Source organism: Streptomyces thermodiastaticus (assembly GCF_014656135.1).
GTDB lineage: Bacteria > Actinomycetota > Actinomycetes > Streptomycetales > Streptomycetaceae > Streptomyces > Streptomyces thermodiastaticus.
Genome location: NZ_BNBV01000050.1, coordinates 1 through 19,401, shown reverse-complemented (window position 1 = coordinate 19,401; position 19,401 = coordinate 1). Strand labels below are relative to the sequence as shown.

18 protein-coding genes and 3 pseudogenes are annotated in these 19,401 nt (G+C 71.4%); 15 read left to right on the top strand and 6 right to left on the bottom strand.

Translation table 11 applies throughout. The features are described from left to right. Window positions 1–237: pseudogene (locus tag IE286_RS26370) on the bottom strand (hypothetical protein); the annotation flags it as partial. Window positions 238–786: 549 nt separating this feature from the next. Here IE286_RS26370 and IE286_RS26365 point away from each other — a divergent pair. From IE286_RS26365 to IE286_RS27700, 6 genes and pseudogenes are all read left to right on the top strand, one after another. After that, window positions 787–2,400 (top strand): alpha-L-arabinofuranosidase B, encoded by a 1,614-nt coding sequence (locus IE286_RS26365; protein WP_189799274.1) that lies wholly within the window; start codon window positions 787–789, stop codon window positions 2,398–2,400. A 435-nt stretch (window positions 2,401–2,835) separates the two neighbouring features. Then, window positions 2,836–4,005, top strand: a pseudogene (locus tag IE286_RS28060) (hypothetical protein); the annotation flags it as partial. After that, the gene (locus tag IE286_RS28055; RefSeq protein ID WP_308115085.1) at window positions 3,987–4,274 is read left to right on the top strand and encodes a glycoside hydrolase domain-containing protein; all 288 of its coding nucleotides are present in this window, start codon (window positions 3,987–3,989) and stop codon (window positions 4,272–4,274) included. The pseudogene IE286_RS28060 and the gene IE286_RS28055, both read left to right, overlap by 19 nt. Before the next feature lie 119 nt (window positions 4,275–4,393). Beyond that, a complete protein-coding gene (locus IE286_RS27820) occupies window positions 4,394–4,642 on the top strand; it encodes a hypothetical protein (protein WP_308115086.1) in 249 nt (82 codons plus the stop codon). Window positions 4,643–5,174: 532 nt separating this feature from the next. Next, a complete protein-coding gene (locus tag IE286_RS26355) occupies window positions 5,175–5,411 on the top strand; it encodes a hypothetical protein (RefSeq protein WP_189799273.1) in 237 nt (78 codons plus the stop codon). 219 nt (window positions 5,412–5,630) lie between these two features. Next, window positions 5,631–5,753 carry a hypothetical protein gene (locus IE286_RS27700; RefSeq protein WP_267970130.1) on the top strand — a complete coding sequence of 41 codons (123 nt, stop codon included), beginning with the start codon at window positions 5,631–5,633 and terminating at the stop codon, window positions 5,751–5,753. 76 nt (window positions 5,754–5,829) lie between these two features. On the opposite strand, the gene IE286_RS26350 is transcribed toward IE286_RS27700, so the two are convergent. Next, a complete protein-coding gene (locus IE286_RS26350) occupies window positions 5,830–6,717 on the bottom strand; it encodes a LysR family transcriptional regulator ArgP (RefSeq protein WP_189799272.1) in 888 nt (295 codons plus the stop codon). Between the two features lie 69 nt (window positions 6,718–6,786). On the opposite strand from IE286_RS26350, the gene IE286_RS26345 reads away from it, so the two are divergent. The 4 genes from IE286_RS26345 (at window position 6,787) to IE286_RS26330 (ending at window position 11,579) form a co-directional block, all read left to right on the top strand. Beyond that, window positions 6,787–7,401, top strand: a complete 615-nt coding sequence (locus tag IE286_RS26345) for a LysE/ArgO family amino acid transporter (protein ID WP_189799271.1) — start codon at window positions 6,787–6,789, stop codon at window positions 7,399–7,401. Between the two features lie 83 nt (window positions 7,402–7,484). Continuing rightward, window positions 7,485–8,456 (top strand): pirin family protein, encoded by a 972-nt coding sequence (locus IE286_RS26340; RefSeq protein WP_189799270.1) that lies wholly within the window; start codon window positions 7,485–7,487, stop codon window positions 8,454–8,456. 289 nt (window positions 8,457–8,745) lie between these two features. Further along, window positions 8,746–10,086, top strand: a complete 1,341-nt coding sequence (locus tag IE286_RS26335; protein WP_229863778.1) for an MFS transporter — start codon at window positions 8,746–8,748, stop codon at window positions 10,084–10,086. After that, window positions 10,086–11,579 (top strand): aromatic amino acid ammonia-lyase, encoded by a 1,494-nt coding sequence (locus IE286_RS26330; RefSeq protein WP_189799268.1) that lies wholly within the window; start codon window positions 10,086–10,088, stop codon window positions 11,577–11,579. Before IE286_RS26335 ends, IE286_RS26330 begins: the two co-directional genes overlap by 1 nt. Before the next feature lie 300 nt (window positions 11,580–11,879). Here the strand turns inward: IE286_RS26330 and IE286_RS26325 are convergent, their stop codons facing one another. Further along, window positions 11,880–12,611 (bottom strand): DUF1990 family protein, encoded by a 732-nt coding sequence (locus IE286_RS26325; protein ID WP_189799267.1) that lies wholly within the window; start codon window positions 12,609–12,611, stop codon window positions 11,880–11,882. Further along, on the bottom strand, window positions 12,595–12,819 hold the full coding sequence (locus tag IE286_RS26320; RefSeq protein ID WP_189799266.1) for a hypothetical protein: 225 nt from the start codon (window positions 12,817–12,819) through the stop codon (window positions 12,595–12,597). The genes IE286_RS26325 and IE286_RS26320 overlap by 17 nt, the downstream gene beginning before the upstream one ends. Before the next feature lie 125 nt (window positions 12,820–12,944). Between IE286_RS26320 and IE286_RS26315 the strand changes: the two genes are divergently transcribed. The 5 genes from IE286_RS26315 to IE286_RS26295 all read left to right on the top strand — a co-directional run bounded on the left by IE286_RS26315 (window position 12,945) and on the right by IE286_RS26295 (window position 17,900). Beyond that, window positions 12,945–13,784: a DUF1990 domain-containing protein gene (locus IE286_RS26315; RefSeq protein ID WP_229863776.1), complete on the top strand. Its 840-nt coding sequence runs from the start codon at window positions 12,945–12,947 to the stop codon at window positions 13,782–13,784. Then, a complete protein-coding gene (locus tag IE286_RS26310) occupies window positions 13,781–14,665 on the top strand; it encodes an SDR family oxidoreductase (RefSeq protein WP_189799265.1) in 885 nt (294 codons plus the stop codon). Before IE286_RS26315 ends, IE286_RS26310 begins: the two co-directional genes overlap by 4 nt. Window positions 14,666–14,845: 180 nt before the next feature. Further along, complete coding sequence (locus IE286_RS26305) at window positions 14,846–16,285, top strand: cytochrome ubiquinol oxidase subunit I (RefSeq protein WP_189799264.1); 1,440 nt, start codon at window positions 14,846–14,848, stop codon at window positions 16,283–16,285. An 88-nt stretch (window positions 16,286–16,373) separates the two neighbouring features. Next, window positions 16,374–17,297: a cytochrome d ubiquinol oxidase subunit II gene (locus IE286_RS26300; protein ID WP_229863780.1), complete on the top strand. Its 924-nt coding sequence runs from the start codon at window positions 16,374–16,376 to the stop codon at window positions 17,295–17,297. A 129-nt stretch (window positions 17,298–17,426) separates the two neighbouring features. Further along, window positions 17,427–17,900: an SRPBCC family protein gene (locus IE286_RS26295; RefSeq protein WP_189799263.1), complete on the top strand. Its 474-nt coding sequence runs from the start codon at window positions 17,427–17,429 to the stop codon at window positions 17,898–17,900. 85 nt (window positions 17,901–17,985) lie between these two features. Here IE286_RS26295 and IE286_RS26290 read toward each other — a convergent pair whose 3' ends face one another. Beyond that, window positions 17,986–18,393: an STAS domain-containing protein gene (locus IE286_RS26290; RefSeq protein WP_189799262.1), complete on the bottom strand. Its 408-nt coding sequence runs from the start codon at window positions 18,391–18,393 to the stop codon at window positions 17,986–17,988. A 296-nt stretch (window positions 18,394–18,689) separates the two neighbouring features. Continuing rightward, window positions 18,690–18,989 (bottom strand): annotated as a pseudogene (locus IE286_RS26285) (ATP-binding protein); the annotation flags it as partial. Window positions 18,990–19,401: the final 412 nt, after the last annotated feature.

Genomic DNA, 19,401 nt, shown 5'->3' with positions numbered 1-19,401 from the left:
GTGGTGCTTGCGGTGCTTCTTGTGGCCCTTGTCGTGGTCGTCGTGGTCGCCGTGGTCGTTGCCCTCGTTGCCCTTGCCGACGCCGCCGTCCAGAGGGGCCTGGACGGGTGCCTGCTGGACGGCCGTCGGGACCGTCCGGGCCTCGGGTGCGGAGGCGGCCGCGGCATAGGTGATGCCGGTCGCGGTCAGTGCCGCGGCGGCCGCGATGCCCGCGGTGACTGCGTGGGAACGGGTCATGTTCATGGCACTGTGTCTCCTGTCTCGCAGGGAGGCCGGCTCGGCAGCCGACGTGAGAATGAACGTACATAGGCCTCCGAAAGCTGTCATTTCGGGATTTTCTGGAGAGCGTGAAAGCGCGGCTGATCGGGGTATCCGGAGGGTGCGCCGGTGGCTCTGAGAGCATGTCAGCTCAGCGACACAGGCGCCTGATTGACGGCGGTTGGTCCTTCGAGGTGATCCACTGACGCCTGATCACCCGAAATCGTGTCGGACATCGAGCGAACATCGGTGTGTCGATGCTTGACAAATGGCGTCGCGGGTGTCGTAGGGGTGTGGCGTCGCGGTGTGCGCCGGGGGGCGGTGACTTGGTGGCTCCGGCACGCGAGCGAGCCGCTCGCTGCTCGAAGTATCGGACGTGCGAGGCCGGTTGACACCCCGGGGGTGCTTTCTATCATCAAAGGTCGTCCGGTCAATCGTTCAGCGTTCGAAGTGTCGAACAAAGTCTGACATGAGCATGTCCATACGGGGGCGCCGCCCGTGACCCCACTCGTTGCGAGGAGATGACCGATGTCCCTGATCCGGACCCGTTCCCGGCGCGTCGGACGGCTCGCCCTGCTTGCGCCGGTGCTAGCTCTGACCTCGGCTCTGTTCGGGAGCGCGGCGGCCGGCGGCGGCAGTGCCGTGGCCGCCGACAGCACCGGCGGTTCCACCGCCGGCGCCGCCGTGGCCGCTGCGTCGCTTCCCTGTGATCTCTACGCCGCCGGCGGCACCCCCTGCGTGGCCGCGCACAGCACCACTCGCGCGCTGTACTCCGCCTACACCGGCCCCCTATATCAGGTCAGACGCGCCTCGGACGGTGCCACGCGGGACATCGGCGTGCTCAGTGCGGGCGGCTACGCCGACGCCGCCGCGCAGGACGCGTTCTGTGCCCGCACCAGCTGCCTGATCACCGTCCTGTACGACCAGTCGGGCCACGGCAACCACCTCACCCAGGCACCTCCCGGAGGCTTCGACGGCCCCGCGGCCGGCGGATACGACAACCTCGCCGAGGCCTCGGCCGCCCCGGTCACCGTGGCCGGTCACAAGGTGTACGGCGTGTTCATCGCCCCGGGAACCGGCTACCGCGACAACAGCACGCACGGCATTGCGACCGGAGACCAGCCCGAAGGCATGTACGCCGTCCTCGACGGCACCCACTACAACGGCGGCTGCTGCTTCGACTACGGCAATGCCGAGACCAGCAGCCTCGACACCGGCAACGGCCACATGGAGGCCGTCTACTTCGGCGACAACAAGGTGTGGGGCTACGGCACCGGCAATGGCCCCTGGGTGATGGCCGACCTGGAGAACGGCCTGTTCTCCGGAGTCGAGGCGGGCTACAACGCCAACGACCCCAGTGTCAGCCACCGTTTCCTCACCGCCGTCGTCAAGGGCGGCCCGGATCAATGGGCGATCCGGGCCGGCGACGCGCAGTCCGGCGGCCTGTCCACCTACTACAGCGGACCGCGCCCCGACGTCCCGGGATACGACCCGATGAAGAAGGAAGGGGCCATCATCCTCGGTATCGGCGGTGACAACAGCAACAGCTCCGCCGGCACCTTCTACGAAGGCGTCATGACGTCCGGTTACCCGTCGGACGCCACCGAGAACGCCGTACAGGCGAACATCGCCGCGGCCGGCTACACGGCACCGGCTCCTCCCGGCGGCCTCACCGCGGGATCGCGGATCTCGCTGCGGGCCACCACATCCTGCTGCACCAACGACTTCCTGCGGCACAACAGCGGTGACGACAACGTCGTGATCGCGCCCGTCACCTCGTCCAGCCCGGCCGCCGACAAGGCCGCCGCGACCTGGATCGTGCGCGAGGGTCTGGGCGACGCCGCCTGCGTCTCCTTCGAGTCCGCGGACCGGCCGGGGCAGTATCTGCGCCACTACGACTTCCGGCTGCGTGTCGACGGCGACGACGGAAGCGCGCTGTTCCGGCAGGACGCCACCTTCTGCCCGCAGGCTGGCCACAACGGCCAGGGTGTGTCCCTGAGGTCCGCCAACTACCCGAGCGACTTCGTGCGCCACTACGCGTACAACGCCTACATCGCCGGTGACGGCGGCTCCCACGACTGGGACACCACCGCCTCCTGGGCCGACGACACCAGCTGGGTCGTGGGCTCGTCCTGGGCCTGATTGTCACGCGGCACATGCACTCGGGCCGTGTCACCGGATTCCCGGTGGCACGGCCCGGTGTCCATCCCGGCCGGCCCGGGTGCGCGACGACGTGTGGAGGGTGCGGGGGCGTGCCGGAACCCCGTCACAGGTGCTGTCCGTGCTGCACCCCGTCCCGACGCGACACCCTCGGCATCGACGGCATCTCTGGGCCGCGACCCGCCGGCCATGCGGCACACGCGTATGATCAAGTTCACATATCCGGTGGTGACTGCTCCCCGCTCATGCGGCGGCAGGAGCCTGCGGCCGTGTCCAGTGGGTGCACCGTGGCCGAAAGTGCGGCCCTGACACGCAGACGGCGGCTCCTGCTCACCGGTCCCCTCGTACGCGGCGGCATCGGTCGCCGGGGGACGAGCCGGTGTGCACCGCAGATGAGACGGCGGTCGAGTGGCCGAAATGCGACCACGTGACCCCGGTGGCCTGCGCGCGGGTGGGCGCATTCGCGGACGCGGCCGGTGTCGCCCACGCGGCGTCGAGCGCCGTCAGGGAGGGGGCACCGAAGGCGGACACCGGCGTAACGGCCTCACGCGGCCCGCTCACGAGGGCCGTCGCCCGGCACGCGGTCGTCACGGCGTCTCGTTCCGTGTGGCCACGCCACGCCCGGTCTCGGCATCGCTGTCCTCGGCACGGCCGACCGGGCTTCGCGCTTCTGCCTCGGGCTGTTCGCCCGTCGTGTCCGGTCCGGAGCACGGGCGCTCCCCGCCCGGTGATGCGGCGTCGAGCCGGCGCACCACCGCACCACCTGCGCGATGCAGACGAGAGGAGCACACGGTGGACGAACAGGTTCTCAGAGCCCAGAAGTGGGTGAACGCCACCTACAAGGACGTCGAGGGTTACGTCGCCTGCGCGGAGGACGGCCGCACCGGTTGGGGGACCGTGTACTCCCTCATCATGGGCCTCCAGCACGAGCTGGGGATCAGCCCCGTCGTCGCGTCGTTCGGCCCGCACACCTACGCCAAGTTCGGAGCACTCGGCGACATCGGTTTCGACTGGGACAAGAACCGCAACATCGTCGCGATCCTCCAGTACGGGCTGTGGTGCAAGGGGTACTGGGCGGTCGAACCGGGCAGCGAGGGCTGGTTCACCGGCGTCACCCGGCAGGCCGTGGCCGAGCTCCGCGGCGACATGGGCATCGGCGGCGACGGCGTGATCAACGCCAAGATGGCCAAGGCCGTGCTCACCATGGACGCCTATGTGGTGGTGGCCGGCAGCACCGACGGCATCCGCTCAATCCAGCAGTGGCTCAACGGCCGTTACTGGGACCGCAGCGCCTACTCCATCGGGCCGTGCGACGGCATCTACTCGCGCGACGTGCAGAAAGCGCTGGTGCTCGCCCTCCAGTACGAGATGGGCATTGCCGAGCCGAACGGAAACTGCGGACCCGCCACGCAGTCCGGCCTGCGGAACCACACCCTCTCCCAGGGCGACTCCGGTGTTTTCGTCCAGCTCTTCTCCGCGGCGTGCCTGTTCAACTCGCCGGCGTACGACGGAGACGACAACCCGGTCGCGACCACCTGGCGCTCCACGTTCGACGCCGGTCTGGCCGAATGGGTCTCCGTCTTCCGGCAGTTCGACAAACTGACGGTCAACGGCAGCGGCGACTACGACACCTGGGCGCAGCTCCTGGTCTCGATGGGGGATCCGGATCGCCCGGCGACCGGCTCGGACACCCGGTACGGGATACCGCCTCGCGTGCCACGTGGCTGTACGGCAACGGGTACCGCTACGTCGGCCGCTACATCCACGACCCGCCGAACTCCACGCTCGACAAGGAGATCAAACCGGGCGAGCTCGACACCATCTTCGCCGCCGGCCTGAAGGTGTTCCCGATCTGAGCGTCGGTCGGCGACAGGGGCGGCCCCGCGGACGGCTTCATCGCCTACGTTCAGCAGCTGTACGACCTCGCGGGCGCCAGGCGAACGGCGGCGACGTCGGCGGCTGGGCCGGTGACCTGATGACCTTCTGGGCCGACTGGCGCAACGCCGAGCAGCAGTACGCGGACCCGCTGGCGTTCGCCCACGACAAGCTCGCCGTGCGCGGCGTCGCCTCGTCCTTCGGTTTCACCGATCTCATCGAGGACGCCGACGGATACCTCATCGCCAGGGCGGTGCGCGGCGGCAAGAACATCGTCGACGCCGTGAGGGACCACTACGACGGCGGGGCCGGGCTGACCCGCTTCAACGACTTCTTCACGGGACGCTGAGGCAACGCCGAAAACTGCAAGGCGGCAGCCCACGAGGCCCTCACCGGGCTCGACGAAACCCTCTCGGTCGCCCAGCTCTGTCTCATCACCGGTGCGGGGGCTGCGCTTCCGGGCGACTACCTCAGCCTGCCGGGCGGCGCCGGCGAACCCGCGGACTTCGAGCAGGGCTTCGTCGACGCACTGCTCGCCACGCCTCTTCGTCCGGCACGAACGGTACGAAACGACGAGGCGTACCGGCGAGCCCACGCCGCCGACTTCGACAAGATCTACCCGCTGCACGACATGTGCAACGCGCACGCGGACCTCGTCCCCGCCTGGGTCAACCCGGCGATCGCGCTCTGCGGAGCCGTCGCGCTGGCTGCCGCCGCGTCCTGATGCGGTTCGCGTCCACACACGTCATCAAGCTTCTCCACCCTCGGGGAAGGGGGGACCAGTCAAGACCCCGACCGGCCTGTCACGCCGCCGCTTCCTCGGTGCCACGTCCTCGGCCGCCGCCGTCACGCTCGTCGGCGCCGGTGGTGCGGGCACGGCCGTGGCCGCCACCGGCGAGGGCACCGAGCCTCACGCCTGGAAGGACCCCGAGTCACGCAACGGCTGGCCCGTCCTCGCGCAGGCGCCCAGCCACCGCATCGAGGGCAGCGGCCAGGAGGTACGCCTGGCCGCGGGCGACGCGGCGGTGATCCTCCTCCATGTCGCCCGCCGCTTCCACTCGAGATCGACTCCCTGCGCGCGGGCGACGTGCACGGCTGGACGCCCCACGTGGACGTGACGGAGCCGTACGAGTCGAACCACGCCTCGGGCAGTGCCCTGGCGCTCCGCCCGCTGTGCTGCCCCACCGGCTCGAAGGGCACCTTCTACCCGAACGAACTGTGGTCATCCGCGACATCCTCAGCGAGCTGGACGGCACCGTGGCCTGGGGCGGCGACTTCGCGGTGCCCAAGGAGTCCCACTTCGAACCGCCCTCGGTCCCGGCCCCCGCCTCAAGGGCGTGGCCCGCAAGATACAGGGCTGGCGGGCAGGCCCCGGCAACGAGGGCGCGGGCGCCACCGATGCCTTCGACCCGCGCCGTCGCGAGGCGGCCCGCGCGTTCCAGCGGCGCACGGCGAGCTGAGCCGGGGCCGTGCCTGGAACGGAGCCGCCGGCGCCCGCTTCGGGCACGGCCGCCCGGCACCCGGCAGGAGCTGCGGTCAGCGGCGCAGTGCCTCGGCCGCGATCGCGGCCACGGCGTCGGCCAGCGCCGTCAGTGCGGGCGAGTCGAGCTTCCACTGCTGCCAGTACAGCGCCACGTCCGTCCACTGCCCGGGCGCCAGCAGCCGGAGCCGGCCTGCCGCCAGCAGCGGTTCCGCCTGGACCTCGGGGACCATGCCCCAGCCGAGTCCGGCCACGACCGCGTCGAGGAATCCCTCCGAGGTGGGAATGTGATGCCGGCGCGTGGAGGCGGCCGCCCCGCCGCCCAGCCGGCGCACGAAGCCGTCCTGAAGGTCGTCCTTGCGGTCGAACACCACCACGGGAGCACCGGCCAGCGCCTGCGGGAGGGGCTCGTGCGACACCTCGGCCGCGAGGCCCGGAGCCGCCACCGGCAGGTACCGCATCCGGCCGAGCGGCCGGACCGTGCAGCCGGGCACGGCATCGGGGGAGGAGGTCACCGCCGCCATCACCAGACCCTCGCGCAGCAGGGCCGCCGTATGGTCCTCGTCCTCCCGGTGCAGCTCGGAGCACAGTCCCGGCACCCGCGTCAGGGCCGGCAGGAACCAGGTGGCCAGCGAGTCCGCGTTCACCGCCACCGACACCCGGGTCGGCTCACCGGAGCCGCTCAGCCCGAGCTCGCTCCACGCGTCCTGCTCCAGCCGGGCGAGCTGCCGGGCGAACCGCACCAGGACCGCGCCGGACTCCGTGGGCTGCACCGGCTTGGTGCGCCGCAGCAGCACCCGGCCGGTGCGCTGCTCCAGCGCCTTGACCCGCTGGCTGACGGCGGACGGGGTCACATGCAGCGCGGCCGCCGCCGCGTCGAAGGTTCCTTCGTCGACCACGGCGAGCAGGGTCCGGACCTGGTCCACGGGGAGATCTGGAATCATCACGACAGCTAAGGATACGTAAGAAACTTCAGCTGTACTTGACAGCGGCGTGTGTCTACGGTCGGCACCATGCATCACGCCCTGACCGCCGCCGCAGCCGGATTCGGCACCGGAATGTCCCTGATCGTCGCCATCGGCGCCCAGAACGCCTTCGTCCTGCGCCAAGGTGTGCGCCGGCACGCCGTCCTGGCCGTCGTCGGGATCTGCTCGCTGTCCGACGCAGTGCTGATCGCGCTGGGGGTCGGCGGGGTCGGGGCGGTCGTGGTCGCCTGGCCGGGTGTGCTGCGCGCGGTCGGGATCGTCGGCGGTTTGTTCCTTCTCTGCTACGGCGTGATGGCCGCCCGGCGGGTGCTCGGGCCCGGCACCGGGCTGCGCGGCGACGGCGAGGCCGCCGGTTCCCGCAGACGGGCGGTGCTCACCTGCCTGGCGATGACCTGGCTCAATCCGCATGTCTACCTGGACACCGTGTTCCTGCTGGGCTCCCTCGCCGCCGGCCACGGCGCGCTGCGCTGGTCCTTCGGGCTCGGCGCGGCGCTCGCCAGTCTGTGCTGGTTCTCGGCGCTCGGCTTCGGCGCGCGCCTGCTCGGCCGCTTCCTGGCCCGGCCCACGGCCTGGCGGGTGCTGGACGGCCTGGTCGCCGTGACCATGCTGACCCTCGGGACGACGCTCCTCATCGGGGCGTAAGGCCCTGCGCGCCGGTGCCGACTGCCCTATCATCGACCCATTGAAGTTGAAAGTCGAACATCCCGTGCGGGGAGGGCGGCGCCATGAGCAACACCGAAACACATCCCGCCGAGGTGAGGTGTGGCCCACGACCCGGCGCCGGACCCACCGCGGACGTCGAGGTGCTCACGCCACGCACCGTCCCTCTCGGCGGCCCGCGGGCGATGACGGTCCGCCGGACACTGCCCCAGCGCGCCCGGACCCTGATCGGAGCCTGGTGCTTCGCCGACCACTACGGCCCCGACGACGTCGCCGCCACCGGCGGGATGAACGTCGCCCCGCACCCCCACACCGGGCTGCAGACCGTGAGCTGGCTGTTCAGCGGGGAGATCGAGCACCGCGACAGCCTGGGCACCCACGCCCTCGTCCGGCCCGGCGAACTCAACCTCATGACGGGCGGCCTGGGTATCTGCCACTCGGAGGTGTCGACGCCCGGCACGAGAATCCTGCACGGCGTGCAGCTGTGGGTGGCACTCCCGGACGAACACCGCCACGCCCAACGGGACTTCCAGCACTACGCACCCACCCCCGTACCGCTGGACGGCGGCCAGGCCCTGGTCTTCCTGGGCACCCTCGCCGGAGACACCTCCCCGGTGCACACCTTCACCCCCTTGCTCGGCGCCGAACTGTCCGCGGACCCGGGCGCCACGCTCACCCTCGGCATCGACCCGGACTTCGAGCACGGCCTGCTCGTCGACACCGGTGACATCCGGGCCGACGGGACCGTGCTGCGACCCGGGGAACTCGGCTGCCTCGCCCCCGGGCGCCGCGAGCTCACCCTCACCAACACCGGGCCCGCCCGCGCCCGGCTGATCCTCCTCGGCGGACCTCCGTTCCAGGAGGAGATCGTCATGTGGTGGAACTTCATCGGGCGCACCCACGAGGACATCGTCCGGGCCCGCCGGGACTGGCAGGAAGGCCGGCGGTTCGGCACTGTCACGGGATACGACGGCGCTCCGCTGCCCGCGCCGGAGCTGCCGAACACACCCTTGAAGCCGCGAGGCAACAAGCGCTGACCTGCGACGGGCGGGGGCGTGCGCCGACAGGCGTGATCGCTCCTGCGTCTGCGACCGGCATCAGCCGCAGCTCGCCACCGGCGGACCGTCCCGGCGTGACCGGGGTGTACCCGGCGACGGACGGCAACGCCTGATCACCTCGCGTCTTCCGGCGAGCAGGGGGCAGCCCTTCCTGAGGCTGCGTCCGACTCCGTCATGAATGCAATTCTTCAGTCAACATCTTGTCTGACTGTGATGATTCATGCATGCTGTGGAACCGCCCCCGTCCGGCTCCCCCCGGGAGGCCTCTGTGTCCACGCAAGCCGCATCCAGACCACCGGCCGTCTCGGCTCCGACCGAGCCGCTGACCGGCTTTCATCTCCGGGTCACCGCAACCACGTTCGGCGCCAACTTCTCCGACGGCTACGCGCTGGGCACCATCGGCGCCGTCCTTCCCGCGCTGAGCACCTCGATGCACATGTCCGGCATCTGGCAGGGCCTGCTCGGCTCCTCCGCGCTCATCGGGCTCTTCTTCGGAAGCATCACGCTCGGCCGGGTCGCCGACGCGATCGGCCGCCAGAAGGTCTACCTCTGGAACTTCGTCCTCATCGCCCTCGCCTCCGCCGCCCAGCTGTGGGCGCACAGCCCGGTAGTGCTGTTCGTCCTCCGCCTGGTGATCGGCTTCGGACTGGGCGCCGACTACGCGGTCGGCCCGACGTTGCTCTCCGAGTTCGTGCCCCGGCGACTGCGCGGTGTCCTGCTCGGCTCGCTGACCGTGCTGTGGACCGTCGGCTACGTTCTGTCCAACATCCTCACCTCCTGGCTGCCGTTGACCGACACCTCCGCACACTGGCTGCTCGCCAGCGGCGCCCTGCCCGCCCTGCTGGTCCTGCTGCTCCGGATCGGTATCCCCGAGTCACCCAGCTGGCTGGCCTCCCGCGGCCGCGTCGACGAGGCCGCGCGGATCCGCCGCCGCCATCTGGGACAGGCCTCGCCGGCCGCCGAGGAGACCACGGCATCCGTGGCCGAGCTGCCGCCCGCCGCCCGTTACCGTGAGCTCTTCGCCCGCGGACAGGCGGCCAGGACCTGGTTCGGAGTGATCTTCTACAGCGCGCAGGTACTGCCCTACTTCGCGATCTACACCTTCATGCCGCAGATCCTCAGCACGCTGCGCGTCACCGACGTGACCGCACAGAACCTGGTGCTCAACCTCGCCCTCCTGGCCGGCGGCGTCCTCGGACTCTGGCCGGTGCAGCGGATGGGACGGCGACCGTTCACCATCGGCACCTTTGCCGTCCTGACCGTCTGCCTGGCGCTGATGGCCGTGCTCAGCGGCGCGTCCGGCTGGGCACTGATGATCCCCTTCCTGGTGTACACCTTCGTGATGGCCGGCGCCTCCAACATCACCCAGGTCTACCCGCCCGAGCTCTTCCCCACGGCGCTGCGCGGCTCCGGCGTCGGCTTCCTCAACGGCACCAGCCGGGTCGCCTCCGCCGTCGGCACCTTCGTCCTGCCCGTCAGCCTCAGCCGACTCGGGGTGGGCTGGTCGATGGGCTGGATGGCCCTGGTCCTGCTCCTCGGCACAGCCGTCAGCATGGCCTGGGCCCCGGAGACTCGTGACGCCCTGACCGCAGAGGAGTGGCACCACTGATGACACCACAGCAGGCAGCCGACAGGGTCCCCGCCACCGCATGCGACCCGCGCACCGCCACCCCGGACTCCGTCACCCTTGACGGCCGGTCGTTGACCATCGCTCAGGTCACCGCTCTCGCGCGCGGCATCGCCCGCCCCGTGGTCGACGCCGCGGCCCGTGCCCGGCTGGTCGAGGCCGGCCGGGTCGGCCGCGCGATCGCCGCGCGGCGTCCGGTCTACGGCTACACCACCGGCGTGGGCGCCAACCGCACCACCGTCGTCCCGGAGCGGGCCACGGAGGACTTCGGTATGCGCCTGTTGCGCAGTCACAGCGGCGGGATCGGCCCGCTGGTCCCGGACGAGCAGGTCCGGGCCATGCTCGCGGTGCGGCTCAATCAGCTGCTCGCCGGCGGCTCGGCCGTCTCCGCGGCGGTGGTGGACCGGCTGGCTCAGGCCCTGACCACCGGGCACCTGCCGCGCATCCACTCCCTGGGCTCGATCGGCACCGGTGACCTGTCGGCCCTTGCCGAGCTCGGACTCACCCTCGCGGGAGAACTGCCCTGGCACGGCGGTTCCGGGCCCGCCCCGGCCGCCCTGCGACTGACCCGGTGGGACGCGTTGCCGCTCATATCCAGTGGTGCGCTGACCGTCGGCCAGGCCGCCCTGGCCGCCGACGACCTGGACCGTCTGCTGGATCGCGTGCCCCTGGTCGCGGCACTGACTCTCACCGCGGTACGCGGCTCCACCGAACCCTACGCGGCACACGTGCACGCCCGCCGCGCTCACCCGGGAGCACAGCACGTCGCCGCACGCATGCGCGCGCTGCTCGGCGCCGCCGACCGGCAGCCCGCCCTGGTCCAGGACCCCTTCGGGCTGCGTTGCCTGCCCCAGGTGCACGGCACCGCGCTCGAGGCGCTGGACAGTCTGCGGAAAGTTTTGCGCGTCGAACTCAATGCCGCACTCGAGAACCCGCTGCTGGACCCGGTCGCGCAGGAGTATCACCACCACGGCGGCTTCCACTTCGCCCGCCTGGCGCTGGCCCTGGACCAGCTCCGGCTGGCCCTGCTGAGCACCGCCGAGCTCTCCACCGCCCGCCTGGCCATGCTCGTCGAACCGGCCTACACGTCACTGCCGCCGTTCCTCGCCGAGAAAGAGGACGGCAGCAGCGGCGTGATGATCATCGAGTACGCCGCACAATCCGCCCTGGCCGAACTGCGGGGCGCCGCCCAACCGGTGACTCTCGGACACGCGGTCATCTCCCGCGGAGCCGAGGAACACGCCAGCTTCGCCTCCACCGCCGCCCGTCGGCTGCTGGAGTCCGCCGAGCATTTCCGTCTGGTCCTGGCCTGCGAGCTTCTGGCCGCGGTCAGGGCGCTCCGGATGCGTGGCGTCCTCCGGCCGGGCAGCGGCGAACTGCGCGACTTCTACCGACGGGCCCTTGCGCAGCTCGACCCCGCGATCGGCGACCGCGCCCTGTCCGCCGACGTGGAGGCCGCGGCCGGGCTGCTCTGACCAGGTACAGGTCCCCGCGCGCGGGCGTTGCGACCGAAGACCTGTCCTGTCCGCGGCCGCTGCCTGCCACGGGGCTGCCGACGGTGCCCGCGAAACCCCGGGGGGACCGGCACCGACCGCGCGTCCTCTCCGCCCCCGACGACGGCGTCCCGCAGGAGCCGGCCGCTTCGAGACGACGCGAAGGGGCGCGCAACCGTCATGCACGGGAACCGGCCACCACCGGCCGGGCCACCGGGCACGGTCGGCCCGGTCACGGCCATGCCCCGGCGGGACGGAACGGGCCGGCGCCGCAGCGGCACCTCACCCCGGGCCGACCCGGTGGACCGCCAGGGTGTCCGCCCGGTGCATCCGTGCGTCGGACGGTGCGCACACCAGACGCCCCACGGTGCAGACGGGACCGTCCAGCGGATGCTCGTCACGCAGCAGCGCCGGGACGAAGTGCCGCATCCGCTCGGCACACCTGCGGTAGAACCGCAACTGGGTGCGCCGGCCGAACAGCCGCCACCCGAGAGCGGTGACCGGGCCCAGAGTCGGAGCACCCTGCGAATGGCACGACACCACGAACAGCACCTCGCCGGTGTGCTGCCGCTTCACCACCTCGTAGGTGACCTTTCCGCGTTCCAGATGGCCCCACAGCGTCTCGTAGGCCCATCCCCAGACGCGGTCCGTCCCGTCGCGCAGCTCGTTCACCACCTCGGTGACCCGCACCCCGCAGTAGAAGTGGATGCCGTGGAAACGTGCCTCCAGCAGCATGTCGCGGCCGAGCAGCGGCGCGGACGGGTCGTAGAGCGCCCGTACGATCTCCGGCGGCGAGAACTCGTAGTCGCGGACCAGACGGCAGGCGTGCTCCCAGGAACCGTGCGGCTCCGGCGGACCCGGCTGCTCCGGGGGCAGCTCGATGCGGTAGTGGTCGATGTTCCAGTGGGGCCGGCGCACCTCGTCGAGCGAGTAGTTGACCTGCGCGTCCGCAAGCTCACGCCACACCCGGGTGGCGTCGACCCGGCCGAAGACCCAGTCAACCAAGGCGATCACGCGCACTTTCGAGCGAGTCGCCGATCAGCCACATCGTCGGCGGCCACAGACCCACGAACAGCGCACGCCGCTCGGCGTTGCCCCGTTGCTCCTGATCGACGGTCTTCGCACGCACCCAGAAGGAGACGCACAGACCGATGGTCGCGAGCGAGGCGAGATGCAGATGAACACTCCGCACACCCGCGCGGTACAGAAGCTGGACCACCATGGGGGCCTCCGGATCGCAACGACAGGGGCACCGTCACACGTTGGGTACCCACCGATCCGGGTACCCACGGGTGTGACGCCGAGCGCGGTGCTCTGCCGGTCGGACAAGCGGTTCGGGAGGCTTCGATGACACGAGCGCACTGTCCTCGCACCGTCACCGTACTGGCGCGGTTGCTGCTGGGCACCGTGCTGGTCACGTGGCGCTACCTGTGGGAGACCACGCCTTACCACCGCGGCGGCGAGTGCCGGGGCGACGAGACGGACCTGCCTTCGCCGCTGCCTGTCGAAGCCGTCGACGACCGGGTGCAGCTGGCGCAGGACGGCTGCGGCCCCCTCTACCACCGCCTCTTCCGCGTCCGCATCGCCGGCGCGGACACCGACCCGGCCCGGCTCATCACCTGGGTGTGCCGCGACTTCAAACACTTCGTGCCCTCCGAGGTGGTCGACATCCACACCGGCGACCTGCGCGGCCACGGCCTGGACGTCGCCGACGAGATACTCGTGGAGATGCCGGGGCCCTGGAACGGACCCGTCAAGGTCGTCCGGCGCGACCCCGACCGGCTCCAGCTGGTGACTCTGCGCGGCCACATGGAGGCCGGGCAGGTCCAGTTCCGCGCCCGCGAGGAGGACGGCCTGCTGGTGTTCGAGATCGAGCTGTGGGCATGCCCCGGCAACCGCCTGGTGCACTTTCTGTACTCGCACCTGCGCGTGGCGAAGGAGATCCAGCTGAACATGTGGGTGCGGTTCTGCCTCGCCGCCGCCGCGGCGTCCGGCGGCCGGCCGGTCGACGGCGTGCACATCTGCACCCGCCGGCTGCCCCCGCCCAGCAGCACACCGCCACGTCCGCTGCCGTCCGCCGCACCCCGGGCCGCGGACACGGCCTGCGGACCGGCCGGGCCAGGGGCGGACGGCGGCACCGGCACGGGCCGGCACCGCGCCCGGCTGCGGCGGGGGGACGGGTGGTGAAGGACAACCCGCTGAGGGGCCGGACCGTCGTGATCACCGGAGCCGCGCGCGGGCTGGGAGCGGCACTGGCCCACGAGCTGGCCCGGCGCGGCACCCGCCTGGCACTGCTCGGCCACGAGCGGGCCGAGCTGCACGACGTGGCGGCATCCGTGCCCGCCGAGGCACTGGCGATCGGCGTGGACGTGACCGACCAGCCGGGGCTGGCGGCGGCGGCGGAGAGGATCCGCGAACACCTCGGCCGCCCCTCGGTGGTCGTGGCGAACGCGGGAATCGCCGAGGCCGGCCCGTTCGCCACCTCGGACCCCGCGTCCTGGGAGCGGGTCGTCGAGGTGGACCTGTGCGGCAGCGCGCGCACGGCACGCGTGTTCCTGCCCGACCTGCGGGCCACGAAGGGCTACTTCCTGCAGGTCGCCTCGCTCGGGTCGCTCGGCGCCACACCGATGCTCAGCGCCTACTGCGCCGCCAAGGCGGGCGTCGAGGCATTCGCCCACGCCCTGCAGGCCGAGGTGGCGCACGAGGGGATCGCCGTGGGCATCGCCTACCCCTCCTGGGCGGACACCGCCATGATCCAGGACGGCGAGACCTTCGCGGCCCTGCACCAGCTGCGCACCCACATGCCTCCCGGCGCCCGCACCATCCATCCGGCCGGCGCCGTCGCCGCCCGCCTGGCCCGCGCCGTCGAACGCCGCAGCACCGCCGTCTACTACCCGGCATGGCTGCGCCTGGTCCAGCCCGTGCGCTGGGCCCTGCCGCCCCTGGTCACCCGGTACACCCGCCGGCAACTGCCCCGGTGGGACGAGGGGCGGCCGCTGCGCTCCACGGGCAGGCTGGGCGCCGGCGGGCGCGCCGACCGCGCCGCGACCGCACCCGACGGCCCCTGACAGCGCCGTCCACCCGGCCCTGTACCACCCGGCACCCCGGCTCCGCAGGATGCGGGACACCGGCGTCGCCGCGCGGTGCGACGGAGCACGCCGACGCCACGCGCCGATCCACCGCCGGACGCGGGGCAGCCCGTAGCATGCCGATTCGAGTCGATTTCTCCGGACGGTGGATGGTCGTACATGGGTGACACCGGGCAGGGGCTGGCCACGCTCGCACAGTACCTGGCCGCCACCGGCGAACCGCACCAGCTCCTGCCGGCCCGTCAGCAGATGGCCTTCACCCTCGGATTCCACATCGTCCTGGTGCCGTTCGGCGTGGCGCTCACCACCCTCATGCTCATCGCCAACTACCGCGGCCTGCGCAAAGGCGACGACGACGCGCTGCTGCTCGCACAGCGCTGGTCCAAGGTGGCCGCGGTCCTGTTCGCGGTGGGAGCGATCTCCGGCACCGTCCTGTCCTTCGAACTCGGCATCCTCTGGCCCGGGCTCATGGGCCGTTACGGCGCCGCCTTCGGATTCCCGTTCGCCATCGAGGGACTGTTCTTCTTCCTCGAAGCGATCTTCGTGTCCCTCTACATCTACGGCTGGAACCGGATGTCCCCGTGGGCACACTTCCTCACCGGGGTGCCCGTCCCGCTGGCGAGCCTCGGCGGGACCGCCGCCGTGATCGCGGCCAACAGCTGGATGAACAAACCCGGAGGCGTCACCGTGCGGGACGGCCAGGTCGTCGCGGTGCGCCCCCTCGGCGTGTTCTTCAACGGAGCCTTCTGGTACGAGATGCTCCACATGTTCCTGGCCGCCTACATCGTCGCGGGTTTCGGCGTGGCCGGCGTGTACGCGGTGGGCCTGCTGCGCGGACGCGACACGCGCTACCACCGCCTCGGGTTCCTCATCGGGTTCGTCTCCGCGGCCGTCCTCGTCCCCGCACAGTTCATCGTGGGCGACACCATCGCCCGCTACGTCTTCCAGTCCGAGCCGGCGAAGTTCGCGGCCATCGAACTGCTGCCGGCCACGGGACGCCACGTCCCCGAGACCCTCGGCGGCATCCTGCTGGACGGCCGGGTGCGCTACGGTCTGCGCATCCCCGAGGTGGCGTCCGTGCTGGCGGGATTCCGGCCGTCCACCGAGATCAAGGGACTGGAAGCCGTCCCGCCGCAGGCCAGACCCTCCGACGCGGCCGTCAGCACCGTCCATCTGGCCTTCGACGTCATGGTGGGCCTGTCGTGCGTCCTGCTCGCACTCGGCGTGTGGTTCGCCTGGCTGCGGTGGCGGCGCCGCCCGCTCGCCCGGCAGCGGTGGTTCCTGCGCTGCAGCGCGCTCAGCGGTCCGGCGGCCCTCGCCTGCCTGTGGTCGGGCTGGGTCGTCACCGAGGTGGGACGCCAGCCGTGGACCGTCGTGGGCCTGCTGTTCACCAAGGACGCCGTGACCCGGCAGGGGAACATCTGGCCGCTCTTCGGCGCCGTCGTGGTCATCTACGCGGCCGTCGGGGCGGGTGCGCTGGCCGTGCTGCACGCCATGAAACGCCGCTGGCAGGCCGAGGGCGACACCGCCGTCGACGTCCCCTACGGGCCGGGAACCCGCGCCGGGCACGCCGAGCGCGGCCGGGGAGCGGAGAGCTGATGGCAGCCGTCGTCGCGGTCTTCCTGTTCATCGGCGTCATCGCCTACTGCCTGCTCGGCGGCGCCGACTTCGGGCGGGCTTCTGGGACCTGACCGCCGGAGGCGCGGCCCGCGGACGGCGGCGACGGCACCTCGTCGACACCTCGCTCGGCCCGGTGTGGGAGGCCAACCACACCTGGCTCATCTACTGCCTGGTGATCCTGTGGTCGGGCTTCCCCCGCGCCTTCGCCGCGATCACCACGACCCTCTATCTGCCGCTGGGCCTGGCCGCCCTGGGCATCGTGCTGCGCGGCGCCGGCTTCGCCTTCCGCAAGGCCGCGTTCCGGACCCCCGAGCAGCGCGTCTACGGGCTCGCCTTCGCCCTGTCGTCCGTGCTGACCCCCTTCTGCTTCGGCGCCGTCGCGGGCGGCATCGCCTCCGGCCGGGTGCCCACCCGCGGCGCCGGCGACCCGGTCACCGCCTGGCTCAACCCCACCTCCGCGCTGGGCGGCGTCCTCGCCGTCGCCGTGTGCGCCTATCTCGCGGCGGCCTACCTCCGCGTCGAGGCCCACCGCCGCTCAGCCCCCGACCTGGAACACCACTTCCGGACCATGGCCCTGCTCGCCGGCCTCGGCACGGGGGCGATCAGCATCGCCGGCATCTTCGTCCTGCGGTACGACGCACCCCACCTGTGGCACCAGCTCAGCCACCGCGCCGTGCCGCTGGTCGTCGTCGCCGCGCTGTGCGGTGCGGCGAGTGTGGCACTCGTGGCGACCGGACGGATCACAGGCCTGCGTCTCCTCGCCGGTGCCGCGGTGACGGTGATCGTGCTGGGCTGGGGCGTCGCCCAGTACCCCTACCTGCTGGGCACCCATCTGACCGTGGACGAGGCGGCCGCCCCGGTGCCCACGCTGAAAGTGCTGGTCGGCGTCGCCGTCACGGCCGGTGTGCTCATCCTCCCCTCCCTGGTGCTGCTGTTCCGCCTGGCGGGGCGGGGACGCCTGGGGATGTCGTACGACGACGTCTCCCACTAGACATGTCCGTTCCCACAGGACATGTCCGTGACGTCGCCTCGTCCGCGTCCGGTCGCGCACGGAGGTCGTGACCGGACGCCTCCCGGGTACCCGGCAGGAACAACCGAGCGACACACCCGAGGAGAACCCATGAGCACGGTCAGGGAATCGGTCGAGGTCGAGGTCCCGGTCCACACCGCCTACAACCAGTGGACGCAGTTCGAGGACTTCCCGAACTTCATGGAGGGCGTCGAACGGATCACCCAGCTGGACGACCGTCACAACCACTGGACGACGAAGATCGGCGGGGTCAGGCGCGAGTTCGACACCGAGATCGTCGACCAGATGCCGGACGAGCGCATCACCTGGCGCACGACGAGCGGCGACGTCGGGCAGAAAGGAACGGTCCGCTTCGAGCCCGTGGACGACACCCACACCCGTGTGGAACTGGTGATGGACGTCGAACCCGGCGGAGCGGCGGAGAAGGTCGCCGATGTGCTCGGCACGATCGACCGGCGCGTCAAGGGCGACATGAAGCGTTTCAAGCAATACGTCGAGCAGCATGGTTCCTCTGGCTCCTGGCGCGGACGCATCCGGCCCGGCGACAGTGGCAGCACCAGCTGAGGACGACGAGGACGCACACACTCGGCCGGCCCCGCACCGTCCGGGCACGCTCTCTCGGGCACGTCACCGGCGAGCCCAGGGAGCCTCACGCCCGGCGGTGCGGCCAGTCGGCCAGTCCGCTGCCCTCGGGAACGCGGCGCGTCGCCGCGTCCACCGAGTCGTAGAAGGCGTACACCGAGTACAGACCGCCGACCTTGAACACCTTGCGCACATGGTCGTTGGAGCAGGCCAGCAGCAAAGATCCCGCATGCGCACGGATCCGCTTGGTGATCGCCACGATCATGCCCAGCCCCATGGAGTCCACGAACGTCACCGGGCTGAGGTCCAGGACGAAGTGACGGCGGCCGTCCTCGAGCAGCCGCACCACGGCCTCCTGGACCACCGGCGCGGAGCAGATGTCGACGTCGACGGAGACACGGACGACGGTCCAGCCGTTGCTCTCGTAGTCCACGACCACGTCGAGGTGCTCCGGGGTGGGCTCGTTGTGGTGCACGTTCCGCCTTCCAGCTGCCCTGTCCTCTCCGCACGTGGTGCGTGAGGGTTCAAGGGTGAGGTTCCGGACAGTCAGCGACAGGGCTGGTGACCTCGTGCGACGCGGTGGACACGCCTACGGTCACGCGCGCCAGGGCGGGTGACCGGCGTGTGCGCAGCGCGTGTACGGGCTCATCGCGCCCATGTGTCCAGCGTGCGCCGGGCACCCGGCCACGGCAAGCGGCGGCAGGGGCGGCGCTGTGCGCGGGCGGCAGCAGTCCGTCGGCTGTGCTTGCCGACAGGCGCTCTCAACGCCTCCCACTGCGCCGGCAGAGCATCCGCGACGTCCGTCTCCGGCCCCTCGGCCGGCTGGTCGAGGGGCTGCTCGGCCCAGATGACGCGGCGGGAGGTGTAGCGGGTGCCCCAGCGCCGTGCGAACCGGGCGACCAGGTACAGGCCGCGGCCGCCCTCGTCGGTCAGGCGGGCCCGGCGCAGGTGCGGGGAGGTGCTGGAGCCGTCGGCGACCTCGCAGATCAGGCTGTCGTCGAGCAGCAGGCGCAGTCGTACGGGCTGGGTGCCGTGCCGGAGCGCGTTGGTGACCAGCTCGCTGACCATCAGCAGGAGCATCTGGCCGACGACACTGCGTGCGCTCAGCAGCGACGGACGCCTTCCCCGCCTGCCGCGGGCGACGGTGCCGCAGCCCGCGGGCCGGACGCTCCGGGAAGAGTGCAGACGAATGCGGGATCCGGACATATCTCAATCCTGCGCTCGAAAGGCGCCCGACCCGTACCGCAGGAGGTCACGCACCCGTACCGCGGGAGGTCACGCGGGCGCCGCACCGCGCACGGCGGACGCCTGTGCGCGGTGCGGAGGTGCGGAGGCCGCAGGGAGAAGGTGCCGCTCCCGGCGGGTGTGCCGGTCGTGGACGGTCAGTCGGTGATCTCGCAGATGGTGGCGCCGGAGGTGATGGAGGCGCCGACCTGGGCGGTCAGGCCTTTGATGGTGCCGGCCTTGTGGGCGTTGATGGGCT

What these genes read in the sequence shown, in the direction of transcription:
- IE286_RS26365 (WP_189799274.1), top strand. Translation starts at nt 787, where the DNA reads ATGTCCCTGATCCGGACCCGTTCCCGGCGCGTCGGACGGCTCGCCCTG.
- IE286_RS26350 (WP_189799272.1), bottom strand. Translation starts at nt 6,717, where the DNA reads ATGATTCCAGATCTCCCCGTGGACCAGGTCCGGACCCTGCTCGCCGTG.
- IE286_RS28055 (WP_308115085.1), top strand. Translation starts at nt 3,987, where the DNA reads ATGGGTCTCCGTCTTCCGGCAGTTCGACAAACTGACGGTCAACGGCAG.
- IE286_RS26295 (WP_189799263.1), top strand. Translation starts at nt 17,427, where the DNA reads ATGAGCACGGTCAGGGAATCGGTCGAGGTCGAGGTCCCGGTCCACACC.
- IE286_RS26305 (WP_189799264.1), top strand. Translation starts at nt 14,846, where the DNA reads ATGGGTGACACCGGGCAGGGGCTGGCCACGCTCGCACAGTACCTGGCC.
- IE286_RS26345 (WP_189799271.1), top strand. Translation starts at nt 6,787, where the DNA reads ATGCATCACGCCCTGACCGCCGCCGCAGCCGGATTCGGCACCGGAATG.
- IE286_RS27820 (WP_308115086.1), top strand. Translation starts at nt 4,394, where the DNA reads ATGACCTTCTGGGCCGACTGGCGCAACGCCGAGCAGCAGTACGCGGAC.
- IE286_RS26320 (WP_189799266.1), bottom strand. Translation starts at nt 12,819, where the DNA reads ATGGTGGTCCAGCTTCTGTACCGCGCGGGTGTGCGGAGTGTTCATCTG.
- IE286_RS26315 (WP_229863776.1), top strand. Translation starts at nt 12,945, where the DNA reads ATGACACGAGCGCACTGTCCTCGCACCGTCACCGTACTGGCGCGGTTG.
- IE286_RS26340 (WP_189799270.1), top strand. Translation starts at nt 7,485, where the DNA reads ATGAGCAACACCGAAACACATCCCGCCGAGGTGAGGTGTGGCCCACGA.
- IE286_RS26330 (WP_189799268.1), top strand. Translation starts at nt 10,086, where the DNA reads ATGACACCACAGCAGGCAGCCGACAGGGTCCCCGCCACCGCATGCGAC.